The organism is Lysobacter gummosus (assembly GCF_001442805.1).
In the GTDB taxonomy this organism is placed as follows: Bacteria; Pseudomonadota; Gammaproteobacteria; order Xanthomonadales; family Xanthomonadaceae; genus Lysobacter; species Lysobacter gummosus.
Window position 1 is genome coordinate 374262 of sequence record NZ_CP011131.1, and the last position, 13092, is coordinate 387353.

General features: G+C 68.3%; 14 protein-coding genes. 10 read left to right on the forward strand and 4 right to left on the reverse strand.

The window, feature by feature from the left end; all coding sequences use genetic code 11:
* Positions 1–261: 261 nt before the first annotated feature.
* Positions 262–1842: a CocE/NonD family hydrolase gene (locus LG3211_RS01475; RefSeq protein WP_057941289.1), complete on the forward strand. Its 1581-nt coding sequence runs from the start codon at positions 262–264 to the stop codon at positions 1840–1842.
* A gap of 231 nt (positions 1843–2073) precedes the next feature.
* Positions 2074–2640, forward strand: a complete 567-nt coding sequence (locus LG3211_RS01480) for a hypothetical protein (protein ID WP_057941290.1) — start codon at positions 2074–2076, stop codon at positions 2638–2640.
* Positions 2641–2730: 90 nt separating this feature from the next.
* On the opposite strand, the gene LG3211_RS01485 is transcribed toward LG3211_RS01480, so the two are convergent.
* From LG3211_RS01485 to LG3211_RS01495, 3 genes are all read right to left on the reverse strand, one after another.
* Positions 2731–3981, reverse strand: a complete 1251-nt coding sequence (locus LG3211_RS01485; protein WP_057941291.1) for a heme biosynthesis HemY N-terminal domain-containing protein — start codon at positions 3979–3981, stop codon at positions 2731–2733.
* Positions 3982–4027: 46 nt separating this feature from the next.
* On the reverse strand, positions 4028–5026 hold the full coding sequence (locus LG3211_RS01490; RefSeq protein ID WP_057941292.1) for a uroporphyrinogen-III C-methyltransferase: 999 nt from the start codon (positions 5024–5026) through the stop codon (positions 4028–4030).
* 169 nt (positions 5027–5195) lie between these two features.
* A complete protein-coding gene (locus LG3211_RS01495) occupies positions 5196–6005 on the reverse strand; it encodes a uroporphyrinogen-III synthase (protein WP_057945193.1) in 810 nt (269 codons plus the stop codon).
* A 183-nt stretch (positions 6006–6188) separates the two neighbouring features.
* Here LG3211_RS01495 and LG3211_RS01500 point away from each other — a divergent pair, with 183 nt between their 5' ends.
* From LG3211_RS01500 to LG3211_RS01525, 6 genes are all read left to right on the forward strand, one after another.
* Positions 6189–6581, forward strand: a complete 393-nt coding sequence (locus tag LG3211_RS01500; protein WP_237049813.1) for a YiiD C-terminal domain-containing protein — start codon at positions 6189–6191, stop codon at positions 6579–6581.
* Positions 6582–6629: 48 nt separating this feature from the next.
* The gene (locus LG3211_RS01505) at positions 6630–7052 is read left to right on the forward strand and encodes a hypothetical protein (protein ID WP_057941294.1); all 423 of its coding nucleotides are present in this window, start codon (positions 6630–6632) and stop codon (positions 7050–7052) included.
* A gap of 217 nt (positions 7053–7269) precedes the next feature.
* Positions 7270–7707: a rhodanese-like domain-containing protein gene (locus LG3211_RS01510; protein WP_057941295.1), complete on the forward strand. Its 438-nt coding sequence runs from the start codon at positions 7270–7272 to the stop codon at positions 7705–7707.
* Positions 7708–8001: 294 nt separating this feature from the next.
* Complete coding sequence (secB, locus tag LG3211_RS01515; RefSeq protein WP_057941296.1) at positions 8002–8514, forward strand: protein-export chaperone SecB; 513 nt, start codon at positions 8002–8004, stop codon at positions 8512–8514.
* Positions 8515–8542: 28 nt separating this feature from the next.
* Positions 8543–9583, forward strand: a complete 1041-nt coding sequence (locus tag LG3211_RS01520) for an NAD(P)H-dependent glycerol-3-phosphate dehydrogenase (RefSeq protein WP_057941297.1) — start codon at positions 8543–8545, stop codon at positions 9581–9583.
* Positions 9584–9638: 55 nt separating this feature from the next.
* Complete coding sequence (locus tag LG3211_RS01525) at positions 9639–10055, forward strand: hypothetical protein (protein WP_057941298.1); 417 nt, start codon at positions 9639–9641, stop codon at positions 10053–10055.
* Positions 10056–10199: 144 nt separating this feature from the next.
* Here the strand turns inward: LG3211_RS01525 and LG3211_RS01530 are convergent, their stop codons facing one another.
* On the reverse strand, positions 10200–10814 hold the full coding sequence (locus LG3211_RS01530) for a porin (protein ID WP_057941299.1): 615 nt from the start codon (positions 10812–10814) through the stop codon (positions 10200–10202).
* Between the two features lie 357 nt (positions 10815–11171).
* Here LG3211_RS01530 and LG3211_RS01535 point away from each other — a divergent pair, with 357 nt between their 5' ends.
* Together LG3211_RS01535 and LG3211_RS01540 are read left to right on the forward strand one after the other, a co-directional pair.
* A complete protein-coding gene (locus LG3211_RS01535; RefSeq protein WP_222837560.1) occupies positions 11172–11936 on the forward strand; it encodes a 2OG-Fe(II) oxygenase in 765 nt (254 codons plus the stop codon).
* A gap of 258 nt (positions 11937–12194) precedes the next feature.
* Complete coding sequence (locus tag LG3211_RS01540) at positions 12195–12977, forward strand: peptidoglycan-binding domain-containing protein (RefSeq protein WP_057941300.1); 783 nt, start codon at positions 12195–12197, stop codon at positions 12975–12977.
* The last annotated feature ends 115 nt before the right edge of the window (positions 12978–13092 follow it).

Sequence of the window (13092 nt, forward strand, 5' to 3'; positions counted from 1 at the left end):
GACCCGTCGCGATGAGCGACCGCCTTCGCCGCAACGCACCGATCGACCCGATACCCGACCGCTACCGCGATCCACCGCATCGCACACCCCGCGTTCACAAAAACCGCGACGCCAATCTGTGACCCCCATCGTCCAGGTTCATCAAGCAGCCCGCCCGGCACGGTTGTTGCGCCTCCATTCGCAATGGTACGGTCGATTCGCTGCAAACCATACGCAAACGTATCCATTCGTGCGGGATAGTCCTTGGGAGGGGACGAACTCATGCGCAAGATCAGTTCGTGGTCGATGTCGTGTCTGTTGTTGTGCGTGGCCGCCGCTCCGGCGTTCGCGGGCGGATTCACCGGCAGTTACCAGCGCATTCCCGGCTGGAACGGCGATGAAATGGGCGCCTTCGTGATGGTGCCCAAGGACCAGGGCGCCGGCCCGTTCCCGCTGCTGGTGATGCCGGCCAGCTGGGGCGCGCCGAATCTGGAATACGTCGGCCGCGGCGCCGCGCTCGCCGGCAAGGGCTATGTGGTCGTCAGTTACACCTCGCGCGGGTTCTACGACTCGGCCGGGCAGATCGACATCGCCGGGCCGGGCACGGTCGAGGACGTCAGCTCGGTGATCGACTGGGCGTTGGCGCATACGCCGTCGGACCCGGGCAAGATCGGCGCCAGCGGCATTTCCTACGGCGCCGGCATCAGCCTGCTGGCGGCCGAGCGCGATCCGCGCATCAAGGCGGTCGCCGCGCTCAGCGGCTGGGCCGATCTGGAGGCCTCGCTGTACGCCAATCGCACCGTCAGCCAACAGGGCACGGCTCTGCTGGTGGTGGCCGGCGCGCTCACCGGGCGCCCGGGGCCGGAACTGGCCGCCGCGACCGCGCGTATCGCCCGCGGCGACTTCGACGGCGCCGTCGCCGGCCTGTTGCCGGTCGTGCCGCAACGCAGCCCGGCCACCGAGGCCGCCGCGCTCAACCGCAACGGCACCGCGGTGCTGCTGGCCAACGCCTTCAACGACAGCCTGTTTCCGCCGGGCCAGTACATCGATTTCTACAACGGCCTCAGCGGTCCCAAGCAACTGCTTTTCAGCCATGGCGATCACGCCACGGTCGAAGCGCCGGGCGCGCTGGGCCTGCCCAACGAGATCTACGACGCGGCCGGACGCTGGTTCGATCGTTACCTCAAGGGCGCGGCCAACGGCGTGGAACGCGAACCGGCGGTGCGGCTGAAATCGCAGGACGGCGACTGGCGCGGCTACGCCGACTGGAACGCGGTCCAGCGCGGCGCGACGGTGTTCGCGTTGAGCCGGCCCAGCGGCCTGCTGGCGCCGACCGGCGACCTGCAAAGCGCGCCGAGCACCGGCTGGAACCACACCATCCTGACCGGCCTGCCGACCCTGGCCGATTCCGGCCTGGCCTTCATCAGCGGCTTCCTGCAATCGGTGCAGGTCGCGCCGCAGGCATCGATTCCGCTGGTCGCGCGCGCCGGTGCCGGTGTCTGGCAGACGCCGATCTACTGGACCGGCAAACAGCTCAGCGGCATGCCGCAGCTGCACGTCACGGTCACCCCGAGCCAGAGCGAGGTCACCTTGTTTGCGTATCTGTACAGCGTGGACCTGCTCGGCAACGGCTCGCTGCTGAGCCACAAACCGTACTCGCTGCGCGGCGCCCGCCCCGGCGTCGCCCAGAGTGTGGACCTGCGCCTGGAAGCGACCAGCTGGGACATTCCGGCCGGACGCCGATTGGTGCTGGTGGTCGATACCACCGATCCGCGTTACACCAGCGCCAGCACGATCGGCGGCACGGTGAGCTTCAGCTCGCCGGCGTCGAATCCCTCGACGTTGACGGTGCCGTTGCACTGATCGAGCTATCGCTTTGAACGCATGCGACGACGGCGCCCCGGGGCGCCGTCGTTGTTTTGGCTAGCTATTGCGCACGATCGCACAAGCGATACGATGGCCGCGGGGAAAACGGTAGCGCTGCGCGCGGATATTGAGTCCGCGCCGCGTCGTGGCCGCGACCCCGCGCAGCCACGGACGCTGCGTCGGGCAGGGGGTCCGGGCCGGCCGTGGTCACTCGCGACAGGAGACGCGATGACGACGTTCAACCCTTATGAAGCTCCGCAAAGCGCGTTCGTCGCTTCCACTGTCGAAGCCGACGATCTGTCCGGCCCGTGGCGCGACGGCAAAGACCTTGTGACGCGCAAGAATTCGCAATTGCCGGATCGTTGCGTCAAGTGCAACGCGGCCGCGCGCACGCCGCTGAAATCCAAGCGCTATTACTGGCACAACAGCGCCTGGTATCTGCTGATCCCGGTCAACATGTTCGTCTACATCGTCGCGGTGTTGATCGTGCGCAAGAACGCCCGCCTGGGGCTCGGCTTGTGCGTGCAACACGCGCGGCGGCGCTCGCGGATGATCGCCGCTTCGCTGACCTGCCTGGGTGTCAGCGCGGCGCTGTTCGTCTACGCCCTGGGCAACGAGGCCGCGGCGCCGCTGTATCTCCCGAGCGGACTGCTGTTGTTGGCGGCGATGGTGATCGGCGTCGTCGGCGTGCGCATCGTGCATCCCAAGCGGATCTGCGAACGTTATGCGCGTTTCAGCGGTTGCGGCAGCGCGTTTCTCGACAGCTTGCCGAGGTTTCGCGGCGTCGAGACCTGAGTCGCCGGCGCGACGCTGCGCCGTTTGCGGGCGCCGATAGCGGACGGCCGCCTCAAGGGCGGCCGTCATCGCGCAAGCGGGGGACGCGGCTCAACCGCGCAAGCGCGGCATCCCGAATTCGTCGCGCTCTTCCGTCACCGCTTCGTCGAACAGCTTCTGCCGCAGATCGCGGCCCGGCAGTTCGGTGGTCGCTTCGCCGCGCGCGGCGCGCAGGGCGTTGAGGTAGCTCAGGCGGGCGCGGCTTTCGTCGCCGACCTGGGCGAAGCCGTGGCCGAGTTCTTCCCAGGCTTCGCTATTGGCGCCTTGGGCCAGCGCGCGGTGCAGATAGGCTTCGGCCTGCGGCCACTGGCCTTGCGCGCGGGCGATGCGCGCCAGGCTCAGCAACAGGCCGGGGCTGCCCGAATGAGTCGCCAGCCAACGTTCGGCCTGGGCGCGGCGCGCGTCGAGGCGGCCGATCGGCAGACGGCCGTACAACGAGGCCAGCGATTCGTCCCAGCGCGCGTCCAGGGCCTGTTCCAGGCTCTTGGCCGCGGCCTCTTCCCAGCGCAGCGCGGCGGCGCGTTCGGCGTAGGCGGCGACCGCGGCCGGATCGGTCTTCAACGGCTTGGGCAGGCGTTCCCAATGATCGGCCAGCACGTTGGCGTCGGCGGCTTCGCGCAGGGCGGCTTCGGCCCAGGCGGCTTCGAGCCGGCTCAATTGATCGGCCGGCCATGCGTTTTGCTGGCGCAGCGAACCGAGCAGGCCATAGGCCTCGCCGGCGCGGCCGAGCGCGGCCAGGGCCTGCGCGCGCAGCGCCAGTCCGCGCGGCGGCAGCGGTTGTGCGTTGGGCGCATCGAGCGCGGCCAACGCATCGGCGGGACGTTGTTCCGACAGCGCCAGCTCGGCGACGGTCAATGCGCGCGCGACCGGGTGATCGTCGGCCAGTGCATCCAGATGCTGCGATTGCGCGGCGGCATCGCCGCGCGCGGCGGCGGCGCGGGCGGCGCCGATACCGGCGATCGCGGCCACGTCGCGATTGCGCGCGGCCAGCGCCAGCGATTTCTCGGCGCGGCTCCAATGGCCCTGGTGCAGCGCGTCCAGGCCGTCGATCAAGCGCGCGCGCGCCTGCTTCTTGCGGCGCCGGCGCATCGCCACGAACGGCAGGCTCAGCACCTTCCACACCAGCCACAACGCCAGCAGGCCGCCGATCAGCATCAGCAGCGCCTTGGGCACGTTGGTCAGATAGTTGACGCCGCCGTAGGTCACCACGACCTTGCCCGGGTCCTGCACCAGCAGCTGCGCCGCCAGCGCGCCGACCAGCGCGAGCACGATCCAGAACAACAGATTGCGGAACAGATTCATCGCGGCGACTCCTTAGGCCCGATCAGCGCGCAGGGGGATGGCCCGATCAATGGGCCGTGCGCAGCTGACGCAGCTGCTGCAGTGTGGTGCCGAGGGTCGGAACCGAGAGTGAAAGCGGCAGCGCGGCCAACTCGCGCAGCGCGGCGAGCTGGCGCTGCTGCGCCGGCGACGGCGCCGACAGGCGCTGCACCCAGCGCTCGGCGCGCTTGAGCGCGACGCGGTAACCGGCGACGTCGCGGCGTTCGGCGGCGGCGCGCGCCAGCGAGATTTCCAGTTGCAGCCCGGCCAGCGCGGCGGCGCGGTCGCTGGGATGAGAGGCGACGGTGCGATCGACCGGCTGGGTTTCGATCAGGCTGCCGAACGCGCGCTGCCACCACGGCGCCGGCGCCGGCGCGGCCTGTTTCGCGGTTTCCTCCGGCAGCGTCAGGGTCTGCGCGAGCGCGTCGAGCTTGGCCATCGCCTGCATGCGCGGTTCGATGCCCAGTTCCTTGAGCGCGGCGGTTTCCTGCAGCAGGGTCTGGCGCAGGCTCAGGTAAGCCGGATCGTCGATGCCGTCGAGCACGCCGCCGGCCAGCGCGTAGGCGCGGCGCGCGCCTTCCAGGTCGCCGGCGATCAGCAGGCGCTGCTGGCCCAGGGTCAGCAGCAGCTCGGTTTCGTCCAGGCGCATGGCCTGGGCGCCGTGGCGGTCGGGATCGGCGAGCTTGGACACGCTGTCCTCGATCAGCGCCGCGCGCTGGCCGATGCCGTGCAGCTCGTCGCGCAGCACGCGGTTGGTGCTGTCGGCCTGGACGATGCGGCGGTTCTGCGCCTCCTGGTTGGTGCGCAGGGTGTCCACGCGCTGGTCCAGCGCTTCCAGGCGCTGGTCGGCGTCGGCGGCGGCTTCGCGCTCGCGGATCTGGCGGTGCTGCCATTCGCGCCAGCCGTACCAGCCGCCGCCGCCGGCGATCAGCAGCACGATCAACAGCCACAGCCAGGCGTTGGAGCCGCGGCGCGGGGCGGGGGAGGCGGACGGGGGAGTGGACACGGTATCGAATGGTTCGCTCATGACCCGGTCATGCTACCGGATGCAGGCATCAAGACAGTCTTGACGCGGTCCCCTTTCGCGCATCGATCGTTGGCGCGCCGGGCCGCGCGCCGGCGCGGGTCGGCGGCGGATGCGCGCGTGGGCCCGATCGGGGCGGGCGATCGACCGGTTTCGGATCGAACCCGCCGGCTCATCCTCCCAGCGCGTCGCCATAGCCGGCCAGCAACTGCGCCGCGCCGGGACCGGCGGCGACGCCGATGTCGCTGAAGCCCATCTCGCGCGCCAGCCCGGCCAGGCGCGGGCTGGCCGCGCTCACGCGCACGCCGCGCAACCGTTCGAGCGCCGCCGCCGGCAATTGCGCCAGCACGCGCTGCAAGGCCTCGGCGCTGGACAAGGCCAGCACCGCGGGCGCGTCGAGCGCGATCAGCCGCGCGACTTCGCCGAGCGCCAGCGTCGCCGGTTCGCGCACATAGATGTCGGCGCGCAACACGCGCGCGCCGCGCGCCTGCAACGCCGGCGCGAGCACGCCGCGTCCGCCGGGCGCGGTCAGCAGGCCGAGCGCTGCGCCATCGAAACGTTGCAGCTGCGGCAGCGCGAGCAGACCTTCGCTGTCCATGCGTTCGGGCGCGATCGCCTCGGCGATGCCGAACTCGCGCAAGGCCGCCGCGGTCGCGGCGCCGACCGCGTACCAGGCTTGTCCCGGCAACGGCAACGCGGGCCATGCATGCGCATGCGTATGCGCATGAGGATGTTGGTGTGCGAGCAGATCGCGCAAAGCGCGCACCGCGTTAGGACTGGTGACGACCACGTGCGGCGCCTGCAAGGCCGCGGCCAATGCATCGCGCGCGTCCTGAGTGTTGCGCGTGCGGATCGACCAAGGCGACAAGGCAATCAATGCGCCGCCGTATTGCGAAACGATGTGGCGCAAGTCTTCGTGCTCGTCGCTAGGTCGCAACGAGATCACGTACCATCGCGGCGGTCGCAGCGGCTCGCGGCTCATGCGATCAGCTTCGCACAGCGCCTGCATCGATGGCAGCTGCGAACGGTCGCGGTGTCATCCAGATTGCGTTACATGCCTTCGCCATCGAATTCCCCCACTGACAGTCAGCCGTTCCCGATGAGTCCACACGACGCCCTGCAACGCCTCCATCAACATTACCAATCCATGCCGCCGGTGGCGGCGATGCAAGTCAGCATCGCCGGCTACGACGGCAAGCGCCTGCAACTGCATGCGCCGCTGTCGCACCACATCAACGACAAGGGCTGCGCCTTCGGCGGCAGTCTGGCCTCGATGATGACCCTGGCCTCCTGGGGGGTGATGTCGCTGGGGATCGAACAAGCCGACCTGCGCGCGGAGGTATTCGTCGCCGACAGCCAGATCCGCTACCTGGCGCCGCTGTTCGCCGATCTGGACGTGCACGCCGAGCTGGCGCCGGACGCCGACTGGCGCAGCTTCCTGACCACCCTGCGCGAACGCGGCCGCGCCCGCACTGCGTTGATCGCGCGCGCGTTGCTGCCCGAGGGCGGCGTCGCGACCGAGTTCACGGCCCGCTACGTAGCCATCGCTAAGCCCTGACGCGGCAGGTACGATGCACGCCGAACGTTCCCTCCGCCGGAGTCCGCGATGCGTCTGCTGAAATTCGTGCTGCTGTCCTGCCTGTTCGCGCTCGCCCTGGCCGGTTGCCAGACCACCGGCACCCAGAACAACAAGATCACCGAGCAGCAATACGCCTACTCGGCGGCGATCCGCTGGGGCGATTTCGAGGGCGCGGTCAACATGATCAAGCCCGAGCTGCGCGCCAAGCTGGCGCCGACGCCGATGCAACTGGAGCGCTACAAGCAGATCCAGATCTCCGGCTACAACGACGTCGGCACCGAGATGGACAAGACCAAGGGCACCGCGGTGCGCCTGATCAACATCGGCGTGATCAACCGCCACACCCTGGCCGAGCGCAACGTGCGCTACACCGAGGCCTGGGAATGGGATCCGGAGGTCAAGACCTGGTGGCTCATCAGCGGCTTGCCGGACTTCTGGGAAGGGCAGTAAAGGCTCAGGAGTGAGTCGAGGGGAGTGAGCACGAGAGAAAGCCGGGCCCGGCTCCGGCTTTTACTCACTCCTCACTCCTCTTAACTCGTTTCTAGCCCCCAGCCCCCGGTCCGCCGGCGGTTCTTTTGCGCCGCAGCGCGCCCTGGGCGACAATCGCCGCCCCGCGTGGGCCGTGCCGGCCCCGCCCCGATTCGCCCTGTGCGTGAGTCCCGATCCCGTGAGCTTTGATGAACTGCTGGCATTCGCCGGCCGCCACATGTACCTGTCGCTGGGCCTCGTCGGCCTGACCGTGGCACTGATCTACACCGAGGTCGCAAGCCTGTTCCGCGGCTACAAGGCCCTGCGCCCGGCCGAACTGACGGCGCTGATCAACCGCGACAACGCCCTGGTGATCGACCTGTCGGCCAGCGGCGAGTTCGAAAAAGGCCACATCGCCGGCAGCCGTTCGGTCCAGATCAGCCAGTTCGATCCGGAGAGCAAACTGCTGGCCAACGCCAAGCAACTGCCGGTGGTGGCGGTCTGCCGCACCGGCCAGGCCTCGGCCGATGCGGCCAAGCGCCTGAAGAAAGCCGGGTTCGAGCAGGTCTACTGGCTCGAAGGCGGCATCCAGGCCTGGCAGCAGGCCGAACTGCCGCTGGTGAAGGGCCGCAACTGAGTCCCATCCTGTCGCGCCGCCGCCATCGCCGGCCGGTAGCGTGACCGGGGCCGCCAATCTCGCGCCTTGCGCCGGCGCTTGGCGAAACTGACTCGGCGCCACGGCGCGTCAGGCAACACCGTTTTGTGCGGCGGTCCGTCCCGGCCCTTGATTGGGCGCCGGCCCGCCTCAATCCAGATCGTTCGCGGCCGATCCACGCTGCAAGCGCTGATGCCGGGCCGTTTGGTCCGGCCCAGCGCGAGCGGGCATAATCGGCCTTACTACCGAATTTCATTTTGCTGGGGGAGTTACCCGATGTCCGAAGAAAACGTCAACGGCGCCACCGCGCCGGCCGAAGCCGCAACCGGCCCCGCGTTCACCGTCGAAAAGATCTACGTCAAGGACGTCTCCTTCGAGGTACCCAACGCCCCGGCGGTGTTCGCCGAAGCCGCGCAGCCGCAGCTGCAGCTCAACCTGTCGCAGAACGTGCAGCGCGTGGGCGACAACGCGTATGAAGTCGTGCTCGGCGTGACCCTGACCTGCACCGCCAACGACAAGCCGATGTACCTGGCCGAAGTGAAGCAGGCCGGCGTGTTCGGCCTGATCGGCTTCGACGGCCAGACCCTGGACGCGATGCTCGGCACCCATTGCCCGAACGTGCTGTATCCCTACGCGCGCCAGCTGGTCAGCGACCTGATCCAGGCCGGCGGCTTCCCGCCGTTCTTCCTGCAGCCGATCAACTTCGATGCGCTCTATGCCGAAGGCCTGCGTCAGCGCGGCCAGAACGGCGAGAGCCTCGCCGACGCGGAAACCGCCGGCAACGCCTGAGCTTGAATCCAAGGGCCATACAGCGCGCATGAGTTCGCAGACCACGACCCCGTCCAAGCCGCGCATCGCGGTACTGGGCGCTGGTTCCTGGGGCACCGCGCTTGCGGCCCTGATCGCCCGCCACGGTCATCCGACCGTGCTGTGGGGCCGCGACGCCGACGGCGCCGCGGCCATCGATACCCGGCATGAAAACCCGCGTTATCTGCCGGGCATCGCCTTGCCCGAATCGTTGCGCGCGACCACCGACCTCGCCACCGCGTTGAAAGACGCCGACCTGGTGCTGGTGGTCGTGCCCTCGCACGCTTTCGCCCAGACCTTGCGCATGCTCGCGCCGTACCGGCCCGCGCATGCCGGCGTGGCCTGGGCGACCAAGGGCTTCGAGCCCGGCAGCGGCCGCTTCCTGCACGAAGTCGCGGAAGAAGTGCTCGGCGCCGACGTGCCGCTGGCCGTGGTCACCGGCCCGTCGTTCGCGAAGGAAGTCGCGCAAGGCCTGCCGACCGCGTTGACCGTGCATTCCGATAATGCCGACTTCGCCCAGGCCGTGGCCGATGCGCTGCACGGCCCGGCGTTCCGCGCTTACACCGGCGACGACATGCTCGGCGCCGAACTCGGCGGCGCGATGAAGAACGTGCTCGCGGTCGCCACCGGCGTCGCCGACGGCATGCAGCTCGGCCTCAATGCGCGCGCCGGCCTCATCACCCGCGGCCTCAACGAAATGCTGCGCCTCAACCAGGCCATCGGCGGCCAGCCGGAAACCTTGATGGGTCTGGCCGGGCTCGGCGATCTGGTGCTGACCTGCACCGGCGATCTGTCTCGCAACCGTCGCCTGGGTCTGGCGCTCGGACGCGGCCAGTCGATCGAAGACGCGGTGCGCGAAATCGGCCAGGTCGTCGAATCGGTGCAGACCGCCGACGAAGTCATGCGCCAGGCCGAACGCCACGGCATCGAACTGCCGATCTCCAACGCGGTGCGCGCCGTGCTGCACGGTGAGATCACCCCGTCCGACGGCCTGCGCAAGCTGCTTTCGCGCGAACAAAAGCCCGAGTATCCGACCGACCTGTTCGGTTGAGCCGCCTCACCTGGCTTTCTTCCTGCCGTGACCGGCCGCGCCGGCATGGCCGGCCATGCCTCGCCTGAACAAGCGCAAGCGCGCGTTTTTGCGCCGGTTTGTCTGGTTTGCCGCGGCCGGTCCCCTGGGCAACGCGCAGGACAACGCCATCTTTCAGGCGATCCGCGCCAAGGCGCCGGGCGACGTGCCCGATGCGGCGGTGGCCTATGCCGTGCTCAAGGCGCAGCAGGATGCCGGCGTGGCCAAGCCGGGCGACATCGGCGAGGTCGCGGTGCGCGACGGCAAGTTGTTCGTCGCCGGACAAACTCCGGGCTTCCTCGCCGCGGTGGACATGAAGCAGCCGATTCCGGCGCCGGCCGAAGTCGATACCCAACTGGCCGCGCATCGTCAGGCGCAGGCGCCGCAGCTTGCGCAGCAAGCGCAGGATCAGCAGCAACAGCAGACCTCGCAGCCCTCCTTCTCCAGGGCCTGAGCGCGACCGGCGCGGCGAGCCGCGCCGCCTTCGCGAGCTTCGCGCAAAAAAAGAGCCCGGCTTTTCAGCCGGGCTCGATCGCGACGTTTCGGGGGAGAGAGAGAATCAATCGCGGTGTTGCCGGGTTCTGCCGGTAGCGCTTTCTTAGAAGCTGAAGCGCGGGCCGACGAAGAACTCCTTCTCGCCGCCGTCGATGAACTTGGCGTCGGCGGTGATGCCCCAGTTCTGGTTGAACTTCACCAGGGTGCCGATGCGGCCGTAGAACTTGCCGTCGTAGTGCTTGTCGTAATCCTGGTAACCGGCGAAGGCATAGCCTTCCCAGCTCGGCGCCAGCGAGCCGCGCACGCCGGCTTCGACGCTGCCGCCCTTGAGCTTGTCGCTGTAGCCGTAACCGTAGTCCGACTTGGCCTGCTCATAGGCGATGCGGGTGACCAGATCCACGCGCTTGCTCAGCTCGTGGTTGTAGCCCACGCCCACGCGCCAGGTGTCGACGTCGAAGCCCGGAACGCGAACCAGGCCGCCGTTGAAGGGGTAGTTCCACGAATCGGTTTCCTGCTTGCTGTAGTTGCCGAAGACATGGAAGTTCGGCAGGAACGCGTAGGAACCGCCGATCGCCCAGCCGTCGGAATCGGCCTGGCTGTACTTCGCATCGGTCTTGGCGTAACCGGCTTCGGCGTAGTTGTACGAGATGCCTTCCGCGGCCGAAGCAGTGAACGGCAGCGCGGCGGCGAGGGTGAGGGCAAGCAATGCACGCTTCATAAAATTATTAACCTCTTATTGGTCTTATTCCGGCTCCACGCGCCTCGGGGATAAGGCGTCCATGTGGATTCGGTGAGCGCAGTATCGTGATCGCGCTTCAATCGAACCTGAATTTCTCCGAGTTTTTTACAGGAACTAAACGTTCTGTTTACGGTAGCTGGAGTTTGTTCTAGGCCGGAAGTCACGGATTTTTTCCGCAATCGAAATCGAAATGCGCGGCAGTCTTGCTCGCGGCTGAATATTCAAGCGAACACGATCGGCAAGATTGCGATGCGAAGCCCGATGCAGCGCAAGAAGCGGATAGTTGTCACTACCGCTTGCGTCGATGATGGCCTGAATTTCCGCGCAGGCCTGTGTATGAACGCAAACGCAACGAAACCGATCGGCGCGCTCACGCCCGCGCAAAGACCGTGCGATTCGATCATCGAGCGTATCGAAAACTTCGATTGGACCGAGGTCGCCGCGCAACTCGATGCGTCCGGCCGCGCGTTGTTGCCCGGATTGCTGAACGAAGATTCGTGCGCGGCGATCGCGCAGGCCTACCACGACGACGCGCGCTACCGCAGCCGCGTGGTGATGGCGCGGCACGGCTTCGGCCGCGGCGAATACCGTTACTTCCGTTATCCGCTGCCGGACACGGTGCAGACCTTGCGCGAGAGCTTGTATCCGCGCCTGGCGCCGATCGCTTCGCGCTGGAACCGGCAGATGGGCGTGGCGGTGGAGTATCCGCAACGGCTGGATGAATTCCTCGCGCGTTGCCATGACGCCGGCCAGACCCGGCCGACGCCGCTGCTGTTGCGGTACGGCGAGGGCGACTACAACTGCCTGCACCAGGACTTGTACGGCGAGCATGTGTTCCCGCTGCAGGTCGCGATCCTGCTGTCGCAGCCCGGCCGCGATTTCGACGGCGGCGAGTTCGTGCTGACCGAACAGCGGCCGCGCATGCAATCGCGCGTGGATGTGGTGCCGCTGCATCAAGGCGATGCGGTGGTGTTCGCCGTGCATCAACGCCCGGTGAGCGGCGTGCGCGGGCATTACCGGGTCAATCTGCGCCATGGCGTCAGCCGCCTGCACGCCGGCCAGCGGCATACGCTCGGGGTGATTTTCCACGACGCCAGTTGAGCGCGCGCCGCCGCAACGCCGAAGCGCGCGCGTCGCGGCCATGGGCTTCGCGCGCCGGCGTTTGATTCAATTTCGAATCGATCCGGACTGACCGCCCGCGCGCCGTCGCGGCGTTGGCTATGGAGTCGCGGCCCGACTCGATGGAGTGCGAGCGCGCCGCGAATACCGCGACCGGAGTGCGTCGCGGCGCGCGCATGCCTGCGTCGCGCCGCCGCGTCCGCGCGCCCATGGACGCAAGGTTTATCAAGGAGCACGCACATGGCTTTGCAGGATCAGGCCTACATCCGCCGCGAGTTGGATTTCCCCGGCGCGGTGACTCAGGGCGCCGGCGGCGCGGCCGTCAAACGGATCCAGGAATGGCTCGGCTATCACGGCAACGGCACGCCGATCGACAGCAAGTTCGGCCCGGCAACCGATCGCGCGATCCAGGCCTTCGCCACGCGCAAGCAGATCGCCTACGCCGGCAGCATGACGCCGGCGGTGTGGGCGGCGCTGACCGAGCCGATGGCGCGCATCATCGCCTTGCCCGGCGTCGCGCCCGGCAAGCCGTATCCGCAATTGGTGCGCTGGTTCGCCGAGCAGCATCTGGCCGCGCATCCGGTCGAACTGGGCGGCGCCAATCGCGGGCCGTGGGTGCGGATGTACATGAAAGGCAGCGAGGGCGAGTCGATGCTGTGGTGCGCCGGCTTCGTCAGCTTCGTGCTGCAGCAGGCGGCGGAGAAGGCCGGACGCAGCGCGCCGATCGCGGGCAGCTTCGGCTGCGACGAACTCGCCCGCCAGGCCAAGGACGCCGGGCGGTTCGTGTCCGGCAAGGCGGTGGCCAGCGGCGATCCGGGCTTCGCCGCGCTCGGCGCCTGCGGCATCTTCCTGGTGCGCAAGACCGCCAGCGACTGGATCCACACCGGCTTCGCCTTCGAGGGCGATGCGGAGAGTTTCCTGAGCATCGAAGGCAATACCGACCACAAGGGTTCGGCCAACGGCTTCGAGGTCGCGCGTCGCACCCGCCGCTCCGGCGCCAACGACTTCATCCGCTTGGGCTGAGCCGCGTCCTCGCCTTCCAGCAGTGCCCGCTTGCCGGCGCAAGGCCGGTAGGGCGGGCCGTGCGCATTGGTTGAGCCTTTAGATCACAGCAAGGGTGCGCGATGCGCGCCGCTGA

Excerpts from the sequence above, each read along its gene's own strand:
- LG3211_RS01475 (WP_057941289.1), top strand. The coding sequence starts at position 262 with ATGCGCAAGATCAGTTCGTGGTCGATGTCGTGTCTGTTGTTGTGCGTG.
- LG3211_RS01480 (WP_057941290.1), top strand. The coding sequence starts at position 2,074 with ATGACGACGTTCAACCCTTATGAAGCTCCGCAAAGCGCGTTCGTCGCT.
- LG3211_RS01485 (WP_057941291.1), bottom strand. The coding sequence starts at position 3,981 with ATGAATCTGTTCCGCAATCTGTTGTTCTGGATCGTGCTCGCGCTGGTC.
- LG3211_RS01490 (WP_057941292.1), bottom strand. The coding sequence starts at position 5,026 with ATGAGCGAACCATTCGATACCGTGTCCACTCCCCCGTCCGCCTCCCCC.
- LG3211_RS01495 (WP_057945193.1), bottom strand. The coding sequence starts at position 6,005 with ATGAGCCGCGAGCCGCTGCGACCGCCGCGATGGTACGTGATCTCGTTG.
- LG3211_RS01500 (WP_237049813.1), top strand. The coding sequence starts at position 6,189 with ATGCAAGTCAGCATCGCCGGCTACGACGGCAAGCGCCTGCAACTGCAT.
- LG3211_RS01505 (WP_057941294.1), top strand. The coding sequence starts at position 6,630 with ATGCGTCTGCTGAAATTCGTGCTGCTGTCCTGCCTGTTCGCGCTCGCC.
- secB (WP_057941296.1), top strand. The coding sequence starts at position 8,002 with ATGTCCGAAGAAAACGTCAACGGCGCCACCGCGCCGGCCGAAGCCGCA.
- LG3211_RS01520 (WP_057941297.1), top strand. The coding sequence starts at position 8,543 with ATGAGTTCGCAGACCACGACCCCGTCCAAGCCGCGCATCGCGGTACTG.
- LG3211_RS01525 (WP_057941298.1), top strand. The coding sequence starts at position 9,639 with ATGCCTCGCCTGAACAAGCGCAAGCGCGCGTTTTTGCGCCGGTTTGTC.
- LG3211_RS01530 (WP_057941299.1), bottom strand. The coding sequence starts at position 10,814 with ATGAAGCGTGCATTGCTTGCCCTCACCCTCGCCGCCGCGCTGCCGTTC.
- LG3211_RS01535 (WP_222837560.1), top strand. The coding sequence starts at position 11,172 with ATGAACGCAAACGCAACGAAACCGATCGGCGCGCTCACGCCCGCGCAA.
- LG3211_RS01540 (WP_057941300.1), top strand. The coding sequence starts at position 12,195 with ATGGCTTTGCAGGATCAGGCCTACATCCGCCGCGAGTTGGATTTCCCC.